The organism is Enterococcus sp. DIV0213h, from assembly GCF_051711285.1.
Classification (GTDB): domain Bacteria; phylum Bacillota; class Bacilli; order Lactobacillales; family Enterococcaceae; genus Enterococcus_D; species Enterococcus_D casseliflavus.
Map to the genome: position 1 here is coordinate 2,913,529 of NZ_JBIOMH010000001.1, position 25,523 is coordinate 2,939,051.

A 25,523-nucleotide genomic window follows, 5' to 3' on the forward strand; every position below is an offset into this window, starting at 1 on the left:
ATGATTTCTATGCACCTATCGATCACAAATTTTCCAGATGAACAGCCTATCGTTGGCAAAGACTCGCAGCTTCAAGACACAACTTTAGGAGACTATGTCGAAATTGGCGAAGCCAATCACATTGATCATTCTTCCATCGGCAATTATACCTATACGGGGCAATATTGCTTTATTCAGAACAGCCAATTAGGACGTTTTATCAGTATCGCAGCGATGGTCCGCATCGGCCCTACCAATCATCCCTATGAACGCCCTAGTCAGCATCTTTTTGCCTATAATGGCGAAGGCTATGGATTTGCGCCAAAGGACGAGTCCTTCTTAGAAAAACGCAAAGCAAAAACGACCGTCATTGGCAATGATGTCTGGATCGGCCACGGTGCCGTGATCCAATCTGGTTTGACCGTCGGTGATGGTGCCGTGATCGCCTCAAACGCAGTCGTAACCAAAGATGTGCCGCCTTATGCGATCGTCGGCGGGGTTCCAGCAAAAGTGATCAAATACCGCTTTGATCCAGAAACGATCACTGCTTTGCAAGAAATCGCTTGGTGGAATTGGAATCGTGCAGAATTAAAAGCACGCTATTTAGACTTTCGCCTCCCAATCGAAGATTTTGTAGCAAAATACACCCGTTGATTATGCACTTTTTCCGCTTAGTACGAGGAATGAATGATAACACATCACAGTCATTCATTCTTCGAAAGTCTTTGCCCGGATGATTTTTTAGAAATAAATAAAAAACACAAAATATCTATTGTATCGAGGAATTCCTGTGCTAAAATGGAGAAATCAAATGAAGTTTTTCACGAACTTTTAAAGGAGTGTTCTATTTGTCCATTTTAGACTATCGTCCATTGAATCTATACACCAATTATCGCGAAGCTGCTGAGACGTTTCCTGACACCCCCATCATCCATGATGAAGTGTTGCCAGCATTTCCTGAGCTTGGCTATCGTAGTACCTACCGTTCGAGCCATGAAATGATTTTAAAGCGTGCTTATCAACTTGCCTCACTTGGCGTGCAAGCAGGAGATAAAATCATTCTGTATAAATCTTCAAAATTCGATACGTATTTGTTAGCAACGGCTGCTTCTTACCTTGGTGCCGTTCCTGCTATGATCTCCTATCATTTTCCTGCTGAAACCATCGAAGTGTTTGTGGATCGCTTAGAAGATCCTTACATCTTATTTGATGAAGAAACCGAAGGCCGCGTCGCACAAGTGAAAAATAGCAGTACTGACAAACAGATCGCTGTTCGCCATTTGCTGCAGCAGCCAGCGGAACCAGTGGAACAAACTGAATTACCGGTGGATCAAATTTCCTATATGACCCATACTTCTGGAACGACGGGTATTCCAAAATTGATTTGTCATTCAGCAAACTCCATGGGCTGGCGGACAAAATGGCAAAAAACGATCTTCACCAAGATCGATCGCACCAAAGCTGACTCTGATTTAATTGCGTTCCATATTTCACCGGTGCACTCCCGCTTCAATATCGGTATCTCCTCCTTGATGGCGATGGGCTTTCCGATGATGCCATTAGCCAATGCCAACGGTGCTCATGTCGTAGGCATGTTAAAAGAATACCCACCGATCGCTTTGGAAACTCATCCAAACAATTTTGTCCAATGGAGCTTTGTGGCAAAAGAACAACCAGATGCTTTTGCTAATATTCGTTACTATCACTCAACCTTTGATGCTATCAACAATCAAACAATGGCGACTTTTTTAAATACTTCAGCAACAAAAGAAGCACTCTTTTTACAAGTCTATGGCCAAAGTGAGTGCGGGCCAATGATTCTAAAAGCACATACCTTAGAAAGCATCACTACCAACGATGCCCGTGATATGGGTGTCGGTCTGGAGGACTTAACGAGAGCGCGGATCGCCGATGCCGAGGGCAACGAGCTGCCAGCCAATACCGATGGGCACATCCATTTCCTTTCAAAAGGACGCGCGTTGACCTATTATAAAGAAGATCAGCGTTTTGCTGACAATGTCTATGGCGCTTGGTGGGACAGTGGTGATTACGGCATGATGGATGATCAGGGACATCTTTACTTAAAAGACCGTCAAGTGGACTTGATCAAAAATATTGAAAGCAATCTTGCCTTGGAAGACCTTTTGCTGGATCATTTAGACTTCCTTGCCGAAGTCGTGATCGTTCGCGACAAAGAAAACTCACCGCAACCAATCATTGCTTTAGCACCAAATCGTCAAATGGATTGGGATGCTTGGTGGAAAATGGTGGAAGATCTCCCTCACCTCAATCAGCCAATTTTACGCGACTACGAAGATATCCCACGAACAGCAACCATGAAAGTCCAACGACTACAAATTGAAAAAGAATTCAAAAACGCAGAATAAAGCAAAAGAAACGGCCAGCAGATTTCCCTGCTGGCCATTTCTTTTATTTTTACTGTTTTTTCTTTGCTGATGTTATTCTTTCGCTGATCGTTTTCTTGAGTAGATACATTCTTTAGGTTGCCCATACTGACTTAGCTTTGTTTCTGCTAGCGTGATGCCAAAGCCCTTTCCATCAGGTACCAGCAGCTTGCCTTCATGCAAAGTTGCAGGCTGTGTAATGACATCATCATAAAAGTAACGATCAGAAGCGGAAAGATCCCCAGGAAAATGGAAAATATCTTGACTCGCAAATTGCAAATTCATGGCTCGTCCCACACCAGACTCAAACATGCCGCCTAACCAAACGAGTAGTCCATGGGTTTGACATCGATCAAGGATTCGCAAGGCTTCGGTGATCCCACCGACACGGGGGATTTTCAGGTTGATCGCACGGCAGCTGTCCAGGGCTGCGACGGTATCGACGTCTTCTGCCGTTCGAATATCTTCATCCAAACATAGAGGCGTCTTCATCTGCCGCTGTAGCTGACTGTGCCCCACCAGATCTCGTACCTTAAGTGGTTGCTCGATCATCACCAAGCCTAAGTCATCAAGTGCCAAAATGCGTTCTGGCTCTCTCTGATAGGCTCCGTTTGCATCTGCCATCAAAAGCAATTCTGGAAAGGCTTGTCGAATCGCTCGCAAGGGTACCAGATCTTGCCCAGGCTTGATTTTTAATTTGATTCGTTGATACCCTTGGGCGACATAATCGGCAACAAGAGCCACTAGTTTTTCGACAGAGTCTTGTATGCCAAGACTAACGCCAACAGCGACACTCGGTCGGGTTGCGGTATAAAGCTCTTTCACACTTTGATGCGTTTGCTTGCCATATAGATCCCAAATCGCTGTTTCCAAAGCCGATTTTGCCATGTAGTTTCCTTGGACCGTTTGAAACAGCTGCCAAACTTCTTGCGGATGCTCGATCTCTTGGTCAATCAATAATGGGATCAGTGCTGTTTCAATCACTTGTCGAGCAGAAAAGAGGGTTTCTTCAATGTAATCTGGCTGCTCAAAAGCGACCAATTCACCGATGCCCATCGTTTTATCCTCTGTCGTCACCAAATAAAGATCAAAAGCTTTTTCTGTTAATTGTCCATAACTTGTCACAAAGGGTTGTTTGAGGGGCAAGCGACAGGCGATGCGTTCAATTTTTTCAATCTTCATTGCGTTCTCTCCTTGTCAATCAGCTGACTGTGGCCCCGATCCTTTTACAAACCATTGATCGATTTCATGACGAACCTGTGTCGGCTGTTCTAAATGGATACAATGTCCAGCATTAGCAACGACTTTGATGGTCATCTCTGGTTGCAGCTGCTTCATTTGGTGGGCGATTTTACGAAACTTTACATCTTTTTCCCCCGCTAAATAAAGAATTTCACAAGCTAGCTGCGGAAGTGCCGACCAACAGCTTGGCTGTTTGCCAGTACCACCGTAAACCAAGCTTACTGCCAAGCCAAATTTGTTTTGCTGCAAGCGTCCTTGCCGTACAGCAGCCTGCTGCGCTAAAGGTAGCTCCTTTTGACTAGCAAACAACGGCAGTTCTTGCCAGTAATCGACAAAATCGACCAAAGGCTCCCTTAGTAAGCGCAACGCTAAGCGACGATCGTGCCGCTGACGAGCGAGTCGTTCTGCTGGATCAGCTAACCCGGGTGAACCACTCTCAAGCAAAAGATGGGTCACTGCCGTTGGTTCCATGACCGCCCAGACAAGTGCGATTCGCGCCCCCATCGAGTAGCCATACAGGCCATAACGTTCAATCCCTAACTTCGCTAAAAGGTGTGCGAGATCCTCCACCAGTAAAGGAAGTTCATAACGCATGGGATGGACATAAATCGATGAGCGTCCATGTCCAATCAAATCGATTGCCAATACATTGTAAGAACCTTCCTCTGCAAAAACCGGTCGAAAGCTTTCCGAAGAACCCGTGAAGCCATGCAATGCCACAAGGGTTGGTAAGGATGATCGATACGGCTGCAGCCACTGATAAAAATAACTGACGCCATTTATCGTGTCCTTCATTGCTGCGCTCCTGCCTCGCTAAACTGCTGTTGGAGTACTTGCCAAGTGTTGACCGGATCTTTTTGCTCACCCTTCACTTCGATTATTTGAAAGCGCGGCTGTTGACTTGTTTCCGCTAAAATCGTTTGAAACTCTAGCAAAGAGGTCGGTGTGTGCCAATCTGCCTCATATAAGGCCGCCACTTTTTGAAACTCAAGATCTAACGGAGTACCAAAGAGCGGGACAAAGTCGTTTGGTTCTAAGGTATTTTGTGACAGAAAGGAAAAGATCCCACCACCGTTATTATTCAGTAAAATGATCGTTACTGGCAATTGATACTGGCGCAGTAGTTGTAGGCCGTTCATATCATGGTACAACGCTAAATCACCAATCAACAAGTAGGTAGGCTTTTGACTGGCGGAAGCAATCCCAGCCACGGTCGAGACAAGGCCGTCGATTCCATTGACGCCCCGGTTTCCATACACGCGATAAGTGGAGGTAGTTTTGCTGCCGTAGCGATCAAAAAAACGGATCGCATTGCTGTTTGCCAAAAGAATTTGCGCTTCTTCAGGCAAACATTGTTGGAGCATGCGCACAGCGCTGCTCTCATCCCATTGTTGCAACTGGGGACTTGCAGCAATCACCTGATCTGCCCGCGCTTGAAGTGCTTGCCATTGTTGTTGCCACGCCGTATGTTTGACGATCGGCAACTGGGTGATGGCCGCCACGAAGGCGCTGATCGCTGCTTCGATCAAATAGTTTGCCCGATGCAGCTGGTCTTGCCACTGCCCTGATGGATCAACAAAGAGCCACGTCGTCGTATCGGCTGCTTTGTTCAACCATAATAGGACATTTTTGGTGACTGGTAAGCGACCAAAACGCACGACCACTTCTGGTTGGAAGGCAGAAGTCAATTGTGGGAAAACAAGATCGGCTTGACTGATAAATGTTCCTACTTTGGTACCGGCTGTCGCCAGATTGGTCAATGGATCGCCGACGATCGGCCAGCCTAATTTCTCCGAAAAAGCCAGCAACTGCTGCGCTTCTTCGATCGTAAGGCTTTCTCCAGCAATCAGAATACCTTTTTTATCAAAGTAAGGGGCTAGCTGGGTGATCATCTCTGCTGACAGCTCTTGTTGTGGTGCCAGATAGCTCACGTCTTGCTGCATACTGCATTGGCGACTAAAGTCAGGCAACAGCGGCTCCCGTAATGGAAAGTTGATTTGGACAGGGCCTTTCGGCTGTTTTTGCGCTTCGATCGTGCAAGTTGCAGCTTGCCAAAAACTATAACGCAACAAAGCAGGATCGTTTTCTGGCACCGTCATCTCTACCATCTTTTTGACATGAGAGGCATACAAATTCTGTTGATCCATTGCCTGTGGCGCCCCAACGCCCCGCAGTTCTGGTGGGCGATCAGCCGTTAAGACGATCAGTGGCAAGTTGGTAGCTTCTGCTTCACAAACAGCTGGATAATAATTGGCTGCTGCAGTTCCAGAAGTACACAGTAAGATCGTTGGCTGGAGATCAACTTTGGCCATCCCTAAAGCAAAAAAAGCAGCCGAACGTTCATCGACAGCCACCGTACAGGTGATCTCAGGATCACGATGCAATAGTAGCGCCAATGGCGTGGAGCGTGAACCGGGACTAATGACTGCTCGCTTCGCACCCGCTGCTTTTAGTCCTTGGATCGCCGCTAGTAAATAGTCTGTCATGACTGTCTGGTTATTCATCTCCTAAGATCCCTCTCCTCATCGGTTGAAATTTTAACCGTGTTTCTTGACGTTCGGATTCCGCATCTGAATCGGCAACGATCCCACAGCCCGCATACAGCGTTGCTTGATTGCCGCTAAAGAATCCTGAGCGGATCGCCACAGCAAACTCGCCAATATCTTCTTGAATACCCAACCAACCGATCGGTCCACCGTACATCCCTCTGCTGGCTGGTTCATGGGTACGAATCCATGAGACGGCTGCTTCTTTCGGTTCTCCCCCCAATGCTGGGGTCGGGTGTAGTTTTTGCACGGCGGTCAGAAAGTTGACTCCTGCCTTTCTTTGCCCTGCTAAAGGAACAAACAAATGCTGAATGTCACGATTTTTGATCACGGAACGGGCTTCTGATTGAAAGCCGTCAGCTAACAAAGTGGCCAATGCCGTTTCTAAGCGATCGACAACTACTTGATGTTCATGGGTATTTTTTGCGTCCGCTAAGAGGGCTTGTGCCAGTGCCTCATCTTCTTCTTTGGTTTTGCCTCTTGGTGCGGAACCTGCGATACTTACCGTTTCAAACTGATCGACAGTCGCTTTTAGCAAGCGTTCTGGCGTCGCACCAGCAAAAACATGGCCCCCATGTTCGATGGCAAAAAGATAGGTATTCGGCTGCTGTTGCGCCAACCGTTGCAACACCGCAGCACTAATGATCGACTGCTTCGTTTCTACCTTCATTCGTCTTGCCAGAACCACTTTTTTCAACGGTATTTCAGTTGAGCGAATGGCTGCCACTGTCTCTTCGACCGCTTGCAGCCATTGGGGCACATCTAGTTCCTCTTGTGCCTGAAAAGCAGGCGTTTCTGCTACAAGACTCTTGTCCGAATTGGCCTGCAACCAGCTTGCGACTTTTTCCTGTAAGGCAGCGACTTTTTGTTGTCGTTGTTCCTCGGAAGAAGCGGCTACTGTATAAACGACGCCACACTGATCGCCAGTTTTGCTGACCAGTATTTCTGGCAACGCAAAGAGACCAGCACCTAGCTCAGCCCAATCCTGACTGACTTCTGCCTGTTCATCAAAAGCAAAGCCGCCAACTAACTGCGCCTGAAAAGGTGCCTCTGGTTGATAGTGGGCTTGCTTTAAGAGAGAGCGGACTTCTGAAAAGTCTGCAAGTTTGGGTTGCGAAAAAGTGGCTAACCAACCCAACCCTACTATACTGGTCGTTTCATCAGGGGTACGCCAGAAGTAGCGTTCCCCTCGATATTCTTGTGCCGCTGCATAAAGAGCCAGTAAGTCACACTTTTCTATAGGTTGATACTCACTCAAATAGGTTTTCCCGGCAGCGATCGCTGCCTCATAATTACTTGTTGATTTGCTGTTCAATGTAGTTCACTCTTTCTTCACTCAGCAATAGCCTTTTTAAAACTTTACCGCTTGCTGTGCGCGGCATTTCTCGCACGTGATAAAAACGGCGCGGAAATTTATAGTGGGCGATCTGCCCTTCTAACGTATCCAATAAAGCTTGGAAGTGGATCGGTTGATTTAACGTTAAATAAGCCGCGACAGATTGTCCCCACTCCTCGTCTGGTTCCCCCACCACAGCTGCCTCTTTGACCGCTGGATGCTGCAACAAGGCTTGCTCCACTTCTGCGGGATAGATGTTTTCTCCACCAGATATGATCAGTTCGCTTGCACGACTGACTACATACAAAAAGCCCTCTTGATCAAGATAACCTAGATCTCCTGTGGCAAACCAGCCCTCTTGGTCCCACTGCTGTGGACTGCGATCGTTCAAGTAACGAGTCGTGATCGCAGGTCCTTGCAGTTGGATCTCTCCGATCGGCTGGGTATTTTCAGCAGTCTGGTGGTCTGCCATTTTCCCATCAGTCGCAATTCGTAAATGAACACCTTGCAGGGGAACCCCAGAGGCGCCGATTTTTTCAGAAGCTTTTTCTGGCGGCAATGCCACCACTTGTGAACAGGTTTCTGTCATCCCATAGGATTGAATCACAGAAAGCTGTTTTTGCTGGCATTTTTCCAATACACTTTTGGCAATCGGACCGCCGCCTAGCAGGATATAACGCAACGAATCAAAGCCTTGTTGGGGCACCAAGGGCAGCAAATCTGTCAACATTTTTGCCACCAAAGAAACGATCGTCCCTTTCCCTGCTTCAAGGTCTTTTGCCATTTCTCCAGCATCAAAGCGCTCATACAAACGAACGCTCATCCCAAGTCGCAAGGACCGTAAGAGAATTGATAACCCACTGATATGATACAGCGGAACTGCACAAAGCCAACAATCCTCGCTAGTGATGGCTAAGTTTTTTTGAGTCGCTTCGGCACTTGCTAGATGATTCCCAAAGGTTTGGGGCACACCCTTGGGATTGCCAGTCGTACCAGAGGTATACATGATTGAAGCCACTTGCTCTGCTTGATAGATTGCTTCATTAGGAACAAACGAAGGAACAACAGAACCAACAAAAGCCTCCGCCTGTTTGATCGCTTGTCCAAAGGTCAAGCTGCGAACATCCGAAACCGCAGCCTGATCCGCCGTGATCACCCAGTCGCAGTGGGCATCTTGCAATTGGAAGGAGATTTCAGCGGCTGTCAATCGCGTATTCAGCAGCTGGACTTCGATCCCCAACTCCCATAACGCAAGGATCGTAAAGACCATTTCAGGGGCGTTATTGCTAAAAAGAGCTACCCGGTTTGGCTGATCAACGAATTGGGCTTGATAATAAGCAGCGTAAGCATAAACCTCTTTTTGCAAGGCAGCAAACGACCAGCTTTTTTCATGCCAATAAAAAGCTGGTCGTTCTGGATGAAGTTGTGCTTGCCTTTGCAGCCAACTCCCAGTCATTATGGGAATTTAGGGAATTGGTCGAAGTCTGGTTGACGTTTTTCTTTAAACGCGTCACGACCTTCTTTGGCTTCATCCATCGTGTAATACAATAAGGTCGCATCGCCAGCTAATTGCTGAATGCCAGCTAATCCGTCCGTATCGGCGTTCATTGATGCTTTGATCATGCGTAACGCCAACGGGCTCTTTTGCAGCATCGTTTCTGCCCATTCCATCGTTTCATCTTCTACTCGATCAAGAGGAACGACTGTATTGATCCAGTTCATCGCCAATGCTTCTTCGGCGGTATATTGTTTTGTCATGAACCAAACTTCCTTGGCTTTTTTATGACCGATCGTCCGTGCAAGATAGCCCGAACCATAGCCACCATCAAAACTACCGACATTTGGTCCTGTTTGACCAAATTTAGCGTTATCAGCGGCGATCGTTAAATCACAAACCAATTGTAAAACATTTCCGCCACCGATCGACCAGCCTTTGACCATGGCGATCACCGGTTTTGGTAACGTGCGAATCAAGCGCTGCAGATCCAATACATTTAAGCGAGGAACCTGATCTTCCCCAACATAGCCACCGTGACCACGGACTTTTTGGTCTCCGCCTGAACAAAAGGCTTTATCGCCGGCGCCTGTCAAGATAATCACGCCGATGCCTGGTTCATCGCGACTGATCGAAAATGCATCAATCATTTCAAACACCGTTTTTGGTGTAAACGCATTGTGGACTTCTGGGCGGTTAATCGTGATTTTCGCCACTTTTCCATGTTGTTCAAACAAAATTTCATCGTACTCTTTTAAGGTTTTCCATTCTCTCATTACTTGTTCCTCCTCAATTCACATAGCTCTATTATACACATATCTAGTCGCTTTTCGTTAGAAATTGCTTTGGTTAAGGGAATTTCTTAAGACTTCTCCCCCTGTTGCCGACTTTCTGAGATCTTCGGCTATTTCTACCAAAACTCGTGCTATAATCATGATAACTTTCTTAGAAAAAGGAGCAAAAAATGAATTTACTGGAAGCCTTAGAAATCGAAGTAGAAGCAGCAACAGCCGATTTTGTTCGTTTACGGATGCCGATCAAAGCGCAGCACAAACAGCCTTTTGGTCTCGTTCACGGTGGCATTAACGGTGTTTTGATCGAGACCGCCTGCAGCATCGGTGCCAATCAAGCTTTGGCTCAAGAAGAAGCCTTTGCCGCCGGCGTTGACCTGCAAGTCAACCATCTAGCCGCCGCCCAAGAAGGAACCCTGATTGTAGAAGCTAGTCCTGATCGTATCGGCGCTCGTATCCAAACTTGGCAAGCCACTATTTGGTTAGCTAGCGGGTTAAAAACTGCCGTTGGGCGCTGCACCTTAACGACTGTGCGCAAATAATCCTTTACGCTCCTGCATTGTGCTCACGGGAGCGTTTTTTGGTCTGTTTTGAAGAAAGAGGTCACCAGTCAACGCCTTATTAAAGATATTCTTTCATTATAAAGATATTGAGAATGTGAGCGCGGTTTTTTCGAAAGGTACGTTGTTTTTTTACAGAATAGGGGTCTTTCGTTATAATGTAGCTAAGAAAGCGAGGCTTATTATGAAAAATAACCGATTGATCCACTTTTTAGGCGGCAAAACAAGCTATTATGTCTTAGGACTGATTATCTTGTCGGCAGTTGCTGTCTTTTTGCTAAATCAGATTTCTTTTTTATTTACACCCTTTTCAGCCATTCTTACAGCTATTATCCCACCCTTTTTATTTGGGCTGATCCTTTACTATCTGTTTAATCCGGTGGTCGATAAATTGGAAACGAAAAAAATTCCCCGCAGTGCTTCGATTGCTGGGATCTATCTGTTGATTCTTTTGTTGATCGTCTTTGCTGGTTTCCAGCTTTATCCGATTTTGGAGCAGCAAACCACCGATCTGATCAATAGCTTACCAAGTTTGGTCAGTGACTTTGAGAAAAACGCGACCGCCTTTTTAGAAAATACCCCATTTCAAGATGAGATGGCACAAATTACAGACACACTACAAAATATCACCAGTAATATCATGAGTTTTATTGGAGACTATTGGCAAACTGGTGCCGCTGGGCTCAGCAGTTTGTTTTCAACCATTTCGACCTTGTTCATTGCTTTGTTTACTGGACCGATCATTGCCTTTTTCTTATTGCGTAACCCAAACAAGTTTTATTTTTCGGTCCTCTCATTAGTACCACCGCGTTTTCGCAAAGACTTTAATGAAATCGTCAAGATCTCTGACTTACAAGTCGGTGCTTTTTTGAAAGGACAAATCATTTCATCCCTGATTTTAGGGGCGATCTATTGGGTCGTTTTCCTCTTGATCGGCCTAGAGTATGCCAGTATTCTGGCGATCGCTGCTGGTCTGCTTTGCATCATCCCCTATATTGGACCTTTTATCGTCTTTTTCCCAGGGCTTTTCATTGCCGCACAAGACTCTACGGGGATGTTGGTTAAGTTTTTGATTGCTTGGTTTGCTGTACAGCTGCTTCATGGCGATTTAGTCGTGCCCCGTGTGATGGGTGACCGATTGAAAATCCATCCTATTACGATTCTGGTTGTTTTATTAGTGATGGGTGATTTGATGGGGATCGTTGGGGTGATTTTCGGAATCCCGATTTATTGTCTGCTAAAAGTTCTTGTCGTTTACGTGTTCCGCAAATTCAAGCAGCGCTACAACCGCTATTACGGTCAAGACGGCAAATACTTCCACAGTGCCTTCACTAGCAAAGATTACCTAGGTGATGAAGACAAAGGCACCAAGAAAAAAGCCTAAAAAACTGTCGCGAATCGTTGGTTCGCGGCAGTTTTTTTCTATTTTATTTCATCTCATGTTCCAAAAAGAAATGATAGAGCGCCCCTAATAAATTGGCGTCATTTTGAAATTTGCAGGCTTGGATCTCCGGCTTCGTCAAGGTCTGCTGCAAAATCGGTAAACTAGCCAGCAGTTGCTGATACTGACGGTCGATTTCTTCCACCACGATCGCTTGGGCACTGATGCCACCACCAATCACGAAGCGCTCTAAGTCGATCACGGCTTGAACATTGAGTATGACACACGCAATTTCTCGGCAATACGCTGTAAACAGCGCCCAGACCCGTGGCTCTTTTTGATTGATAGCGCCAAAAACTGCTTCGCCATCCGCAAGATCAGCTAAGCCTAGCAGTTGGGCGCTGCGACGGATCATGGCGACCGCTGAACCGCTAAAACCTGCCAATTGCTGCAGGGTCAATCCCTGATTATTTGGTTGCTCAGCGTTTTCTGGAGCACCGCTTCTCTTAGTGGCATTTAGTAGAAAACTTAATTCCCCTGCTTGAAAATGTGCACCTTGGATCAGTTTTCCTTCAACGATCACACCACCACCCAAACCAGTACCTAATGTTATGGCAGCCCCATTTTGAATCCCTTTAAGGTTTCCTAGCCACCATTCAGCTAATGCGGCTGCCTTGCCATCGTTGGTCACAGCCAGCGGCACTTGGTACTTTGCCAGCAGCTGTTTTAAGGAGACTCCATCTAAAAAAGGCAATGCCCCGCCAAACGAGATCGTCCCTGTCTCTGGGTTGACTTTTCCTGGAGTACTAACAGCAATGCCCCGAATGCTCCCATGAACGTCTTCAACGATCGTTTCAATCCCTGTCAGAAATTCCGTAAGATTTTTCGGCGTATCCATCCGTCCTCGTGTCAGAATATTCCCCGAGCGATCAATGACAGCCGATTTGATTTTCGTGCCGCCGATGTCGATGCTTAAATAGTTTTTATTCACTGAATCCCACCCTCTGCTTCTACTGCCCATCGCAGGACGGTTTTGGCTTTATCTGGTGAAACTTTTCGCGGATCAGACAAATAGATTTCTCGATGCTGGAACGTGTCCATCGTTGGACGGATCACTAACTGTTCTTGTTTTAACAGCTCCTTCATTTTCGCAAAGGTTTCCGCTTCAGTGTCAAAAGAGCCTGTATGCATCGCTTGCAGGCACAATCCTTCTTCATAGCGCTCAAAGATGAGCTTTTCTAGATTTGGATTGTCTTTCTTCTCTTTGACGGCCAAGAGCTGTTCTTGAAACAGTGTTTCCGTGACTGGTTCTGGTTGGCGAATCATGATTTTGTAGATCAATTCTTCTTTGTTGACGGCACCGTCTGGCTTTGTCAGAGAGGTCCACACACCTTCTAAAGGAAAGACCGTGTATTCAAAGGGTTCATTGCCAAAAGCCCCTTTTTTTAATCCCATCCTGAGTGAATAAGAAATCGTATATAAAGTGGCGATCTCTTCGCTGAATTCAGGTCGATTCGGATTGCCGCTGCCGCTTAAACTGATAAATTGATACGTTGGCACCTCGATCACTGTTGGTTTTTTGGGAAGATAGAGCTCTTTTTCTAGTTTGCGCCATTCATACTTCATAAGGACCCTCCTCGATTTGCTTTTCTTTATTTTACCATGAATCACTTGAGCCGACCGAATGAAATATAGGCTGTTTAAGTGAAGGAAAATAACTTGGTCAGCACCATTTTCATACTGAAACTAGTTTGACATTACAGAAATTTCTCTATCTTCCTTGCCTTTGCTCATTGTTTTACTATGGCAATCTCCTTTCTTCTATCTTTTCAAATACAAAAACTGCAGAAATCAATTCAAGAAGAGAGTGATTTCTGCAGTGATCGAGCCTCGGCTCTTTTTTTATTGTCTTACAGCCTCATTAGCGGCAAAGCGTTTTGAAAAATGTTGTTCTAATCGCTTTTGCCCGGCTTCAATCAAAATGCACAACAGCCAATAGATGATGGCAACTAGCACATACATGGACATATAATCAAAGGTTCGTCCGCCAACGATCTTAGCTTTTTGAAAAATATCAGGAATCGTGATCATTGCTGCCAAGGAGGTTCCTTTCAACAAATCCATTGCCACATTACTCAATGCCGGTACAGAAATACGAAAGGCTTGCGGCAAAATAATCAGACGCATCGTTTTCGTAAAGGATAACCCTAACGCATAGGCAGCATCAAATTGCCCACGATCCACACCAGCAATTGATCCTCGGTAGATTTCCCCGATAAATGCGCTGCTGGTCAATGTAAAACAGATGATCGCAGCACTGAGCGCCGACAATTGATAAGGCAAGCCAAAATACAGTAGGAACAACAAGACCAACGCTGGGACGCCTCTTAGAAATGAGAGGTAGCCCCGCACGAACCCTCTAATGAATGGATTTTCCAACATCCCTAAGAAGGTGAGTGTGATCCCTAATACGTTGCCTCCTAGAAACGAAACGACAGCAATGCCGACCGTATAGGACAAGCCCGACAGCAAATAGGGCAATGACTCCCACATCAACGGCAAATCAAGGGTTGGAATATACATTAGTCTGTTTCAACCGTTTGGATCGCTTGATCAGATTTTACTGAAATATCGGTTTGAAAATACGTTTCCGCAAGTTCTTTTAAACGGCCGTCTTCTTTCATTTCTGCTAAAACAGCATCCACTTTTTCCTGTAATGCTTGATGATCTTTCACGAATAAGAAGCCCGTTTCATTCGGATTAAAGTAGACATCTTCCAAAATTTTTACAGGGATATCTGGCAAAGCAGCGACTGCCATTTTTTGCAAATAGTAATCATTCAAGATCACATCCGTTCGACCATTCGCAACATCTGTCAAATACTGATCATTCGTTGCGTTGTCGTAAGTCACTAATTCTGCCCCATAGGATTCCGCTAAGCGCATGTAGCTGGTATTCGGTTCACCAGCAGCTTTTTTGCCATCCAAATCTTCTAAAGAAGCAATCCCAGAGTCATCACTTTTTCGCACGATCATACTATCGAACGAGTATTTGATAGGCGTTGAGAGACTGAATTTTTCCGCCCGTTCATCCGTCAAACCAAAATCGTTAGCAGCAAAATCGGCTTCTCCACGTGTTAAAGAAGAAACTTGTCCATCGACATTGTACTCTTTAAATGTGATCTCTACGCCTAATCGTTTGGCGACTTCTTTTGCCACATCGACATCATAGCCCACTAATTCATTTTCATCGTTATAGTAAGACGATGGATACAAGGTTCCCGAAGTAGCAACAACCAATGTTTTGGCTTCTTCTACCTTACTTAGACTGGTGTCTTCTTCCGTTGGTTTGCTGCAGGCACTTAACAGGACCCCCGCAAATAAACCTAAAAAGCCAACCATTGCAACGATTTTCCCTTTTCTAACTTGTTTCATAATATCCTCCTCTTAGTTTCCTTGTTTTGGCAACAGAAATCGTTGCTGTGTTTCAAATAAATAGCCGACTTGGAAAAGTAGGTCTTCTCTGCCTTTAGACGCCATAAATTGGACCCCTAGCGGCAACCCTTCCTCGCTAAGAGCAGTTGGCAAGCTGATGGCTGGCTGCCCCGTTAAATTGGCTAATTGAGTGTAAGGTGTCAGAGCATAGCTCTTGGCAAACATTTCTTCGATCAACTCACCCGCAGCACTTTTTCCAAGCGATTCGATCTCATGCAGTCTTTGGCGAATGCTATCGCTTTGTAAGTCTTCCTCAATCAAAGGGGCTGGATAAGCCGTCGTCGGGGTCAAAAAGAGATCATAGGTTGAAAAGACTTCTTCCATTTTTTCTGCCAATTGATCCCACCACTGCAAGGCAAGAACGTAATCGGCGGCAGGCAGTTTTTTGCCATATTGGTAAAGTGCCCAGGTCATCAATTCCATCTCTTCCCGTCTGACCGGTACTTGACGAGCAGCATTGATCTCAGCAAACATCGCAGCTGTTTCGCCGCCATTCATGGCGTAATAGGTGGTCATCATTTGCTGACCATCCACTGGATAGCCCACTTCAACGACTTCATGCCCCTGCTTTTCTAAAAATGCGGCTGCACTTCGGACTGCTTGGATGGCAGTTTCAGACACTTGGCCACCGGTCGGCGATGCGGTAGTAAAAGCAACCTTCAACCGCGGTTTTTGACTCGCTTGCTGATGATGCCATTCTATTTGCGGTGCCTGGTAAGGGGCTGTCGGCTGTGACGTCCGCAACGCATAAAACAACTGTTCCGTATCACGCATGGAAAGCGTCAACGCAAAGTTGATAGAAGCGCCTTGCCAGCTGCGCCATTCACTAGGACCCACTGGCATCGTGCCACGGGTTGGCTTCAAACCGATCAATCCGCTAAAGGATGCTGGAATGCGGATCGATCCGCCGCCATCACTGGCACCCGCAATCGGAAACATCCCCGAAGCCACTGCCGCTGCCGCACCACCACTGGAACCACCAGCTGAATAGGCAGGATTCCACGGATTACGTGTAGGCCCATACAATGTTGGATCAGTGATATTTTTGAATCCAAATTCTGGTGCATTGGTTTGCCCTAACGGCACAAAGCCTGCCTCTTCTAAACGAGAGACAAAATGTGCCGTGCGGCTGGCTCGTGCTTTAGCAAACAGTTTGGCTCCTGACGTTGCTGGCCACCCTGCTTTGGTTTGGCCGAGTATTTTTAACGGCATGGGTTGTCCCCCAAAAACCGTTTTTTGAAGATGCTGCTCGTAATGCTGGATCGCTGCTTGCGGATCAAATGTTACAAGCGCATTCAAAAGCGGATTTTGTTGATTGACTTTTTCTTCGATCATCGCCACCCGCTCTGCAAAACTGATTTTTCCTTGCCGCAATTGTTCCGCCCAATAGGTCGCATCTTGCATGCTTGCCCCTCCTTTTCCTCAAACCCTCAAACAATTATCTAAACTGTAACACATGAAAAATTCTTCTTTATATAGACTACAATATACCAAACACTAAGAAATCTTTCAACAAAAATAGAACAGTTTTTAAACCTGTATCATATCGTTATCAAACGTTCCCATCTTTTTACTACCAGCTGTCGACCAACGCTTCTTCTTAGCTGCCCGAATCATTACCTAACAAAAACGGCACATCGCCAAACGATGTGCCGTTTTGATTTACTTGTATTTTTCTTCCAGCTTGCTCATCCAAAGACCTAACCAAGCCCCCAAGACAAACAAGATAATTCCGATGACAGCCGTTACCCAAGTAAAGCCGCTATAGTTTGCCACCGGAGGAATCACGATCAATATCGTTGAGGCAATAACGATCCCTAAAATGAAGTGATAGACTTTTGAATGATAATGGGTCAATAGCCACTCCATCAATTTCGAAAACAGCAGCATCACTGCCAAGCCGCCAATGGCGATCGGTAGAAAGACCCCCATGATGTCAAAGCTCTTAAAGCCTTTCAACATCGGATCATAAAGTCCCAAAACGAGCAAAAGGTTTGAAGGACTCAAGCCAGGAACCAAAACACCTAACGCGATCAGACCGCCGGCGATCACGAAACCTATGAAATTGGCAGGGATCGTTCCTAAGATATCGCCCATAAAATAGAGGAACAAGAAGCCGATGACCATACTGCCGAAGAACCAAAGCAGGTCGCCGGTTGTCCGTTTGCTTTTCAAGGTCGATTCTTTAGCAAGTGCTGGTAACGTCCCAATAATTGCCCCCGCAAAGCCCCACAAAACGATGATTTGATAGTTTTGCAGCAGCCACTCTAATGGCTTTGATAAAAGCCCGATCCCTACGATTCCCCCGATCCCTACTGGCAGGAAAAAGAGGAGATTCTCTTTAAAATTCTTCGTCAGATGTGCCATAAAGCGCAGCATCCGCTCATAAATGCCTAAGATGGCTGCCAATACGCCACCTGAAACACCAGGCAAGATAAAGCCCAAGGCAATCACCACGCCTTTAAGAAAACGTGACAAAATACTTTCGTTTCTCTGTTTTTCCATTTACAATTGCTCTCCTTAGCGATGGTTTTCACCAATCGTTCTTTTTTCATCAATCCCTTTAACTATACTTGATTGCCAAAAAAATGGAAAGTAATTTCTAATTCCTCATACAAAGGCAGAATTCAAAGTTCTTTCAGCATCAAGAAATCCGTCTGCTCATCATCCCCCATAAAAAAGGAGTGACTGCCAACTCTTTCAAAGCCCATCGTATGATAAAAAGCCAACGCATTGTCGTTAAATTCCCAAACGCCTAACCAGATCGACTTTTTCTGCAGCTCTTTAGCGGTCTCTTGAGCAAACAGCAGCAGTGTTTTGCCATAGCCTCTGCGCTTATGTTCTTTTTTGATATAGATTCGTTCAATTTCCAACCCCTCTGGGGCAATCGCTTCCGTTTGCGCCTCACCCCAGTTAAGTTTGATATATCCTACGGTTTGATCATTTTCTTGTAAAAAATAAAACGCCGATTGCGGATTTTCTAACTCTCGGGTCAGTTTCGGCAGATTGTAGGCTTCTTCTAGATAGATACGAGTATTTTCCTCCGTATTGAAAGGAGCAAATGTATCGTAATAGGTGGATACGCTGATTTCTCCCAATTCTTCTAAATCTGCCAAAGTACATCGTTTGATAGCCATCAAAACGCCTCCTCATTTTTTCAAGCTATTCTATCACATCTCCATCATCCCTTGCAAAAGCAAAAAGGACGGACAGCTTTCCCCACTGTCCGTCCTTTCATAGACTTACTCTTTTATAACCAAGAGCCAGAAAACTGATGGATCACCATCGTACTCGGATCTTCCTCGACCTCACCAGTGATATAGCTTTTTGGTGAAAACGTCATTTGCGGGAAGATTTCTACACCCTTAACGGTTTGTCGTTGATTATTCAATTCTAATCCGTGGTTTTGCAACAGTTCCGTCACTCGGATCACATTGGTGACGACATCTTCCGTTTTTTCTGCCCGGACAAATTTTCGGTCATCGTAATCGTGGTACCATTCTTCCATAAAGGGATGATGCGGCACCGCTCCAATGATCCCAGTAGAAATCTTGGTTTCGATCTCAAAGCCCATAAATGCCTCCAGTGTCAAGAGCTCATCTAAAGGTTTGACCACCTCGATATCGGTATCCATATAAATACCGCCTTCTGTCACTAACGCATACAAACGAACCACATCTGACACAAAGGCCCATTCTTCTTGGTCATAGGCCTCTTTTAGATAAGGACCGAATTTTGAAAGGTCGATCGTTGATTCATCCCAACGTTTGATCTCATAATCCGGACAATATTTTTTCCAGGTATCCATGTATTTCTTTTCTTGTTCACCTAATGGATTGCCGCCAAACCAGCAATAATGAATAATTTTTGGAATCATCAATCTCTCTCCTTTAGTTTATTGGTCTCTTTTAAGTGTAGCTGATTTTGCAATTGTTTCAAAATCATATACACTTTTTTCAGAGAAAGCAGTTGCTCCTGCTCCTGGGCATGATCAGAAAAATCCATTAAAAAAAGCACCAGAATCAGCGATTCTAGCGCCTTTTTGAGGGATTACTTATAAATAGCGATTGTCCCGTAAAACGGCTTTTTTAATATCTGCCACCGTTTGCGTCCCTGCAAGCTGCATGACCATCTCCAATTCTTTTTTGAAGAAATCAAAGACTTGTTGAACACCGGTAGCACCACCTAGAGCCAACCCATAGATCACTGGGCGGCCGATCGCCACTAGATCTGCTCCGCAAGCAATCGCTTTAAAGACATGCTGTCCTCGCCGTACCCCGCTATCAAAGACGATCGGCGCCCGACCTGCCACTGCTTCAGCCACGATCTGTAAGGAATCAAAGGAAGCTGGACCACCATCCAATTGGCGTCCCCCGTGATTTGAGACCCAAATCCCTTGTGCACCTGCCCCTAAAGCTCGTTCCACATCTTCTTCTGATTGCACCCCTTTGACATAAACTGGCAAGTCAGATTCTTTGGCGATAAAAGCGACATCCTGGGGACTTAATTTTTGTTTTGAGGAGCCGTAAACGGCATCCATCGTTTGTCCGATCCCTGATTGATAGGCCTGAACGATCGGCATTGCCAACGGAAAGGTGAAGCCATTGCGGCGATCCGTTTCTCGATTGCCCCCCACAGTTGCATCTGCGGTCAAAACGATCGCTTTGGCGCCATTGCGTTTTGCCATCGCCAAGATGTCTTTATTGATGCCATCGTCTTTACTCATATAAAATTGGAACCACTGCGGCGCTTCTTGACCACCAGCTGCTCGGATTTCTTCCAACGTACAAGAGGCATACGAACTCGCCGTATAGATCGTGCCAAAACGTGAAACCCCTTTGGCTGACGCTTGTTCTGCCGCAACATTTGCTAAGCCGTGGGCGGCAACAGGCGCCATAATGATTGGCGCTGACAACGTATCACCGCCAAAGGACAACGTTGTGTCCGGTAATTCAATGTCCTTTAAGACATGAGGAATGATCAATTTGTGATTGAAGGCGCGTTCATTTTCTTGATAGGTAAAAGTATCCCCCGCACCACTGCTGATATAGCCATACCCACCTTTAGGAATCACTTCCTCTGCCGCGATCTCCAAATCGCGCATATTGATAAAATCGATTGCTCCTTCTGCGGTACTTGCTTGATAAATTTTTTCCATGCCTTTCCCTACTCTCCAATAAGATAACGTTTACATTTTTATCCTACGCCTGATTGCAGGATCACGCAACTCATTCGCTCACTCCTACTCAACACGCTGCTTTTACTTTTCAACTTAAGACAGCCATCCATTTGAGCTGGCTGAATTATTTTTATGTTCGTGAGAAATATTCTGCCAACAACAACGGCTGAATCGTTGGATATGTCCAGTTGGCAGGCGGCTCTGCCATTACATAGATTGCTTCGATCTCTGAGGTCAATTCATCCTGCAAGTCCGTGATCTGGGCTTCGAACACCAAGCCGTAATCGGTCTCCCCGTCTTTTTCTACCCCATAGATAAATAACGGCTCTAGGGTAAAGTGCTTAGCGCCTGTTTCTTCTTTTAATTCACGGGCAGCACACTCTGTGATGCTTTCTCCTAGTTCTCGCTTGCCTCCAGGGATCTCCAATGTGTCTCGTTCTTTGTGTTTGACATAGACGAACTTTTCTTGGTACTTGCTGATGATCACGGCAAAAACTAGCTGCTCTTCTGCGATCTTTTCAAGCTCGAATATCGTTACGTTACTCATTTTTCTCATTCCTTTCAAAAAAGCAGACATGCTTCTAAAATAAACAGTCGTTAAATCAAAAAAAGTGCTGATCCCTTATGGAAAGGGTCAGCACTTGCAACTTATTACTCTTCTTCTTCCGCCATGAATGTGTTGAAGACTTCTTCAATCATATCCCATTCTGCTTCTGTTTCGATCTGTTCTAATTCACCTTCAGAACCGTCTTCGTTTTCAATATAAGCGTACGCTTGTAATTCAACGTCTTCTTCTTCTGGTACGCCTGCTGGATAAAGCAAGACGTAGTTGCGGCCGAATTCTTCCGTACCGTCAACCGTTAATAGAATTTCGTATAAGGTTTCATTTCCTTGATCATCGATTAAAGTAATGTGTTCATGTCCTTCATGATCGTGATCGTGGTTATGATCGTGTGTATGTTCTGACATTTATTTTCCTCTTTTCTGTAAATTAAAACAGCTGTTTCCCAGCACCATCTAAATAATTCTGCAAAATCATGACTGCTGCTAATTTATCAATCACTTTTTTTCGTTTGGCACGCGATGTATTCGCCTGTTCTACCAGCATTCGTTCTGCTTGAACGGTCGTCAGACGTTCGTCTTGGTAAACGACCGGCAAACCGAATTGCTGTTCGATCGCTGCGCCGTAAGCCATAGAAGCTTCCGCTCTAGGTCCGATCGTATTATTCATATTTTTAGGTAGTCCTACCACAAAACGTGAGACTTCATATTCTTTCACCAATTCAGCAAGTCGATCATAACCGAAATTGCCTTCATCTTCATTGATGCGAATGATCTCGATCCCTTGTGCTGTCCAGCCCATTGGGTCACTGACCGCCACGCCGACTGTCCGCGAACCAACATCCAATCCCATGATTCTCATTATAGGTTGATCCCGTGATTGCCTAAATAATAACGGATCAGAACTTCCATGATCTCATCCCGTTCGTGACGACGAATCAAATTCCGGGCATCCCGATAACGAGGAATGTAAGCCGGGTCGCCAGAAAGGAGATAACCGACGATTTGATTGATCGGATTGTATCCTTTTTCCTCTAATGCTCGGTAGACGATAGCTAATGTTTCGCTGACTTCTTTTTTACGGCTATCATCAAAATCAAAGCGAACTGTTTCATCTGTAAAACCCATTTCACGACACCTCTCTTTTGTATAGATTTTAGCATATGTTCCTACTATATTGTACTAAACGTTTGATAAAACTACAAACATATGCTTAGATTTTCTCCATTATAACAAAGGTTTATGATGTTTTTATGAACTTTCTTAAAAAAAGCTAGAAAGCGCGATAGACATACTGGTTTTCTGGTGCTTCAATCGTCTTCTCTTGGTCTGCTACCACCATCGGCAAGTCCCGTTTGAAGGGTTGATAGTACTTCGATTGGATCGTCCCTTCCACGTGGAGCCACTGGTTATTTTCTGCCGTTGTTTGTTGCGGTAATTCCACTCGCAAGCCAAAAACGCCTGAATCAGCCACACAATGGATAATGCCAAAACGAAACAAAAAGATTTCATTGGCATCATCTTGATCTGCATGGTACACAAATCCATCATAGGTGATTTTCTTGCCAATAAATTCGCTCGGGTACGTATAGATCAACTCCATGACTTCCAAGTAATTTTCTTCCGTTACCGCAATCGTCTCATCTTTGGCGTAACGTGCCAACGCTGCATCCATCTGAGTGTCATAATCTTCTTTGTTAAAATAAAGACTTGTATCGGGTTTCAGATATTGGGTCGTCATTTCTGGATCCCCCACAGATTCTTCACTTAGGGGGAAATTAAACCCTTTTGCTTCAACGATCGTCGTATCCAAGCTAACGGTGGGGAAAAAGAGACCCACGATGATCGGTAAGGCTAATAGAAAATACGCAATCACTCGTTGGTGTTTTTTCTCTAATCCATGCTGGTGCTCATCGTCATGATGATGCTCGGGCTCTTGTTTGACCCAAAAATACTGCTGGACCAAAGCCAATAATAAAGAAATGATCATGGATAAAATAGCGAGATAGCGATAATGAATGTTGATAAACTGATTGAGTTTACCCGTCACTTGCAAATACATCATCAATTCAAAATAGCCTGATAAGATCAAAAAACGAACCATTCTTTACACCACCCATGCATAAATTGAAACGACGATTGCGACTAAACCAACTAAAGAAGCGATAAAACGCCCCGAAAAGTACCGCTTCATCATCAACAGGTTTTTAATATCTACCATTGGACCAAAAACCAGGAAACCGACGACTGGTCCAGTGCCGAATAAACTCAACAACGAAGAGCCGATAAAGGCATCTGCTTCGGAACATAGGGATAACGTTAATGCTAACAGCAGCATGACGAAGACCGCTAACAGCTTCGTGGAGCCTAATGTCAGCATCAAACCAGTTGGCAGATAGGTCTGCATCGCTGAGGCGATCAACGCACCAATGATCAAATAACGCCCAGTATCGAAAAACTCATCCAAACTATGCTGCAGCAAATGACGAATCTGCCGAAGAAGCGGATGACTGCTCTTTTCCGTTTGATGGTGGGCGTGATCATGCCCCTGAAGGTGTGGGTGAGCTACTTGCTCATTCCCACCACTTAATTGATTGGCAAGCCGTGTTTTTAAGATCTCTTGTTTGTTAAAATACGCCAGCCAGATCCCCACGACCATCGCGACCAATAAGCTGCCCAGTACACGCAAAAAGGCGAACTTCGCGGAATTTCCAAAGGCAATGAATGTAGAAAAAATCACGATAGGATTGATGATCGGTGCAGTCAGCATAAAGGCAAACGCCGTATACACTGGCACCTCTTTTTTTACGAACTGATTAACGATCGGTACGATCCCACATTCGCAGGAAGGAAAAAAGACCCCCAGACCACAACCAACTGTGATCGATGCCAATTTGTTTTTTGGTAAGAGTCTCGTGACTCTTTCTGGCGTCAAGAAGACTTGTAAGGCGCCTGAGATCAAGCAGCCCAATAGGACAAACGGCAAGGCTTCAATGACGATAGATAAAAAAATAACACTCATTTGCAGGACAGAATTCGGTAATGCCTGAAACATAACTTTAACCTTCTTTATCAATAAATTCGAAACGCTGGAATTACTATACGTTTTTTCCTTTTTTTATACAACGTTTTTTTTAAAGCAGCCTATTTTTTTAATCGTTGCTTTAGATTTCCCTTATCTTTGAATCCTTCTTACTCACCTAAGCGATCAGCTGCTAGCAGATATTTTGACTTTTCCTCAAGAACAGCGTACATTTTCCATGGAGGAATGACTTATGCAAAAAAATCAACCGATCCAAGAGCAGCTCGCCCAACAACCGTTGGCACTACTCTATCTCTCTCAACCGAATTGCAGTATTTGTGTTGCAGACAAACCACGCATCCAAAAACTGGCACAAACCCAGCAACTCCCCCTATTTACCATCAACACGCTGGCAGAGCCAGAAGCAGCCAGTTTATTTTCGGTCTTGACGGTTCCCGTCGTCCTCTTGTTCGCGAATGGGAAAGAAGTGCATCGTGAAGCCCGCATCATCGATTTCACACGTTTGACTCAACAAATCTTGCGGTATCAAGAAGCGCTCACAAGCGTTGAAGAGCAAGATTCCTACGAATCACTTTTTGACCAGTTAGACGAGTAAGTTCAGTGAATGAAAGCAAAAAACAGCTGTCAGATCCTTGTATATACTACGACCTGGCAGCTGTTTTGCTGATTCCTATTTATGTGATGCGATTATTCGCTTAGTGATGGTTCTTCTACTGGTTCTTCATGGGACAAGACGTTGCCTGAATGCAAGAAATAAATCAATGTTTGCAATTCATTGGTTAAGTCAACGTTTTGAATCAGCACGCCTTTTGGTGCAGTGATCCGTGCAGGTGTAAAGTTCAAGATTCCTTTAATGCCAGCTTTCACAAGCTCGTTCACTAAATCTTGTGAATGTTGTGCGGGAACCGTCAAAATAGCCACATCGATCTGCTGGATCTTCACTTGTTCCTTCATGTCATCCATTGGATAGACCGGCACACCATCTACGATTCGACCAACTAGATCTTCGTTGACATCAAATGCGGCACTGATCCGAATGCTGTTGCTTTGGTGAAATTTGTATTTCAACAAGGCGCTCCCCAAGTTTCCGACACCGACTAAAGCTACATTCGTCATGTGGTCTTCGTTCAATGTCTTCGCAAAGAACTGCATCAAGCTTTCAACGTCATAGCCATAGCCGCGTTTTCCTAATTCACCAAAGTAGGAAAAGTCGCGGCGGATCGTCGCACTATCAACTTGAACAGCTTCACTTAGTTCGGTCGAAGAAACTTTTAATTTGCCAGCTTGGTGCAAAATACGCAAGTAACGATAATATAAAGGCAATCGCTTCGCTGTTGCCTTTGGAATTTGATGATCTTTCAAAGAATACTCCCCCATTGTGAAAAATTCACTTGTGATGAAGCTATCATAACAAATACATTGTTCAAAAATCAATTTGAATGCTCATAATTTGAAATATAAATTTTATAATGGTAAAATCAAACTTTTTCCCAATCGCCGTTTCCCCTAAA

27 protein-coding genes are annotated in these 25,523 nt (G+C 45.1%); 5 read left to right on the top strand and 22 right to left on the bottom strand.

The genetic code is table 11. From position 1 onward, the window contains the following. The first annotated feature begins 9 nt into the window (after nucleotides 1–9). Nucleotides 10–633 (top strand): DapH/DapD/GlmU-related protein, encoded by a 624-nt coding sequence (locus IGI77_RS13680; protein ID WP_015510201.1) that lies wholly within the window; start codon nucleotides 10–12, stop codon nucleotides 631–633. A 194-nt stretch (nucleotides 634–827) separates the two neighbouring features. Next, nucleotides 828–2,366 (top strand): AMP-binding protein, encoded by a 1,539-nt coding sequence (locus tag IGI77_RS13685; protein ID WP_074535517.1) that lies wholly within the window; start codon nucleotides 828–830, stop codon nucleotides 2,364–2,366. Between the two features lie 72 nt (nucleotides 2,367–2,438). Here the strand turns inward: IGI77_RS13685 and menC are convergent, their stop codons facing one another. From menC to menB, 6 genes are read right to left on the bottom strand one after another with little or no spacing between them, the layout of a single operon-like run. Then, nucleotides 2,439–3,566 (bottom strand): o-succinylbenzoate synthase, encoded by a 1,128-nt coding sequence (menC, locus tag IGI77_RS13690; protein WP_438770208.1) that lies wholly within the window; start codon nucleotides 3,564–3,566, stop codon nucleotides 2,439–2,441. A 15-nt stretch (nucleotides 3,567–3,581) separates the two neighbouring features. Then, nucleotides 3,582–4,421 carry a 2-succinyl-6-hydroxy-2,4-cyclohexadiene-1-carboxylate synthase gene (gene menH / locus IGI77_RS13695; RefSeq protein ID WP_074535516.1) on the bottom strand — a complete coding sequence of 280 codons (840 nt, stop codon included), beginning with the start codon at nucleotides 4,419–4,421 and terminating at the stop codon, nucleotides 3,582–3,584. Continuing rightward, nucleotides 4,418–6,130 carry a 2-succinyl-5-enolpyruvyl-6-hydroxy-3-cyclohexene-1-carboxylic-acid synthase gene (menD, locus tag IGI77_RS13700; RefSeq protein ID WP_428211436.1) on the bottom strand — a complete coding sequence of 571 codons (1,713 nt, stop codon included), beginning with the start codon at nucleotides 6,128–6,130 and terminating at the stop codon, nucleotides 4,418–4,420. The genes menH and menD overlap by 4 nt, the downstream gene beginning before the upstream one ends. Continuing rightward, nucleotides 6,123–7,487, bottom strand: coding sequence for an isochorismate synthase (locus tag IGI77_RS13705; RefSeq protein ID WP_438770209.1), 1,365 nt, complete (start codon nucleotides 7,485–7,487; stop codon nucleotides 6,123–6,125). The genes menD and IGI77_RS13705 overlap by 8 nt, the downstream gene beginning before the upstream one ends. After that, nucleotides 7,465–8,964: an o-succinylbenzoate--CoA ligase gene (menE, locus tag IGI77_RS13710; RefSeq protein WP_438770210.1), complete on the bottom strand. Its 1,500-nt coding sequence runs from the start codon at nucleotides 8,962–8,964 to the stop codon at nucleotides 7,465–7,467. The genes IGI77_RS13705 and menE overlap by 23 nt, the downstream gene beginning before the upstream one ends. Beyond that, on the bottom strand, nucleotides 8,964–9,779 hold the full coding sequence (menB, locus tag IGI77_RS13715) for a 1,4-dihydroxy-2-naphthoyl-CoA synthase (RefSeq protein ID WP_005228595.1): 816 nt from the start codon (nucleotides 9,777–9,779) through the stop codon (nucleotides 8,964–8,966). The genes menE and menB overlap by 1 nt, the downstream gene beginning before the upstream one ends. A 188-nt stretch (nucleotides 9,780–9,967) precedes the next feature. Here menB and IGI77_RS13720 point away from each other — a divergent pair, with 188 nt between their 5' ends. Further along, on the top strand, nucleotides 9,968–10,336 hold the full coding sequence (locus tag IGI77_RS13720) for a PaaI family thioesterase (RefSeq protein ID WP_005228593.1): 369 nt from the start codon (nucleotides 9,968–9,970) through the stop codon (nucleotides 10,334–10,336). A 202-nt stretch (nucleotides 10,337–10,538) separates the two neighbouring features. Next, on the top strand, nucleotides 10,539–11,738 hold the full coding sequence (locus IGI77_RS13725; protein ID WP_010749831.1) for an AI-2E family transporter: 1,200 nt from the start codon (nucleotides 10,539–10,541) through the stop codon (nucleotides 11,736–11,738). Nucleotides 11,739–11,781: 43 nt separating this feature from the next. Here IGI77_RS13725 and IGI77_RS13730 read toward each other — a convergent pair whose 3' ends face one another. The 15 genes from IGI77_RS13730 to IGI77_RS13800 form a co-directional block, all read right to left on the bottom strand. Further along, on the bottom strand, nucleotides 11,782–12,726 hold the full coding sequence (locus IGI77_RS13730; protein ID WP_438770211.1) for an ROK family protein: 945 nt from the start codon (nucleotides 12,724–12,726) through the stop codon (nucleotides 11,782–11,784). Beyond that, entirely contained in the window at nucleotides 12,723–13,361 is a 639-nt protein-coding gene (locus IGI77_RS13735) for a GyrI-like domain-containing protein (protein ID WP_438770212.1), read from the bottom strand. The genes IGI77_RS13730 and IGI77_RS13735 overlap by 4 nt, the downstream gene beginning before the upstream one ends. A 276-nt stretch (nucleotides 13,362–13,637) precedes the next feature. Next, nucleotides 13,638–14,318 carry an amino acid ABC transporter permease gene (locus tag IGI77_RS13740; protein WP_060792812.1) on the bottom strand — a complete coding sequence of 227 codons (681 nt, stop codon included), beginning with the start codon at nucleotides 14,316–14,318 and terminating at the stop codon, nucleotides 13,638–13,640. Then, nucleotides 14,318–15,169, bottom strand: coding sequence for a transporter substrate-binding domain-containing protein (locus IGI77_RS13745; RefSeq protein WP_015510211.1), 852 nt, complete (start codon nucleotides 15,167–15,169; stop codon nucleotides 14,318–14,320). The genes IGI77_RS13740 and IGI77_RS13745 overlap by 1 nt, the downstream gene beginning before the upstream one ends. A 12-nt stretch (nucleotides 15,170–15,181) precedes the next feature. Then, complete coding sequence (locus IGI77_RS13750; RefSeq protein ID WP_438770213.1) at nucleotides 15,182–16,633, bottom strand: amidase; 1,452 nt, start codon at nucleotides 16,631–16,633, stop codon at nucleotides 15,182–15,184. A gap of 258 nt (nucleotides 16,634–16,891) precedes the next feature. Further along, entirely contained in the window at nucleotides 16,892–17,734 is an 843-nt protein-coding gene (locus IGI77_RS13755) for a DUF368 domain-containing protein (protein ID WP_015510213.1), read from the bottom strand. Between the two features lie 122 nt (nucleotides 17,735–17,856). Further along, a complete protein-coding gene (locus tag IGI77_RS13760) occupies nucleotides 17,857–18,366 on the bottom strand; it encodes a GNAT family N-acetyltransferase (RefSeq protein ID WP_015510214.1) in 510 nt (169 codons plus the stop codon). A 113-nt stretch (nucleotides 18,367–18,479) separates the two neighbouring features. Then, entirely contained in the window at nucleotides 18,480–19,106 is a 627-nt protein-coding gene (locus tag IGI77_RS13765) for a glycosyltransferase family 32 protein (RefSeq protein WP_010749841.1), read from the bottom strand. A gap of 177 nt (nucleotides 19,107–19,283) precedes the next feature. Then, a complete protein-coding gene (locus IGI77_RS13770) occupies nucleotides 19,284–20,387 on the bottom strand; it encodes an alpha-hydroxy-acid oxidizing protein (protein WP_438770214.1) in 1,104 nt (367 codons plus the stop codon). Nucleotides 20,388–20,538: 151 nt separating this feature from the next. Continuing rightward, entirely contained in the window at nucleotides 20,539–20,955 is a 417-nt protein-coding gene (locus IGI77_RS13775; protein WP_074535507.1) for an NUDIX hydrolase, read from the bottom strand. Between the two features lie 104 nt (nucleotides 20,956–21,059). Further along, a complete protein-coding gene (locus IGI77_RS13780) occupies nucleotides 21,060–21,377 on the bottom strand; it encodes a DUF1292 domain-containing protein (RefSeq protein ID WP_005228559.1) in 318 nt (105 codons plus the stop codon). A 22-nt stretch (nucleotides 21,378–21,399) separates the two neighbouring features. Then, nucleotides 21,400–21,831: a Holliday junction resolvase RuvX gene (gene ruvX / locus IGI77_RS13785; RefSeq protein WP_005234242.1), complete on the bottom strand. Its 432-nt coding sequence runs from the start codon at nucleotides 21,829–21,831 to the stop codon at nucleotides 21,400–21,402. Next, nucleotides 21,831–22,097: an IreB family regulatory phosphoprotein gene (locus IGI77_RS13790; RefSeq protein WP_005228556.1), complete on the bottom strand. Its 267-nt coding sequence runs from the start codon at nucleotides 22,095–22,097 to the stop codon at nucleotides 21,831–21,833. The genes ruvX and IGI77_RS13790 overlap by 1 nt, the downstream gene beginning before the upstream one ends. Before the next feature lie 145 nt (nucleotides 22,098–22,242). Further along, nucleotides 22,243–23,073: a TIGR03943 family putative permease subunit gene (locus tag IGI77_RS13795; RefSeq protein WP_438770215.1), complete on the bottom strand. Its 831-nt coding sequence runs from the start codon at nucleotides 23,071–23,073 to the stop codon at nucleotides 22,243–22,245. Nucleotides 23,074–23,076: 3 nt separating this feature from the next. Then, nucleotides 23,077–24,024 (bottom strand): permease, encoded by a 948-nt coding sequence (locus tag IGI77_RS13800; RefSeq protein WP_438770216.1) that lies wholly within the window; start codon nucleotides 24,022–24,024, stop codon nucleotides 23,077–23,079. Between the two features lie 220 nt (nucleotides 24,025–24,244). On the opposite strand from IGI77_RS13800, the gene IGI77_RS13805 reads away from it, so the two are divergent. Further along, nucleotides 24,245–24,607: a thioredoxin family protein gene (locus tag IGI77_RS13805; protein WP_015510225.1), complete on the top strand. Its 363-nt coding sequence runs from the start codon at nucleotides 24,245–24,247 to the stop codon at nucleotides 24,605–24,607. Between the two features lie 92 nt (nucleotides 24,608–24,699). Here IGI77_RS13805 and IGI77_RS13810 read toward each other — a convergent pair whose 3' ends face one another. Next, nucleotides 24,700–25,374 carry a redox-sensing transcriptional repressor Rex gene (locus tag IGI77_RS13810; protein ID WP_005228549.1) on the bottom strand — a complete coding sequence of 225 codons (675 nt, stop codon included), beginning with the start codon at nucleotides 25,372–25,374 and terminating at the stop codon, nucleotides 24,700–24,702. Between the last annotated feature and the right edge of the window lie 149 nt (nucleotides 25,375–25,523).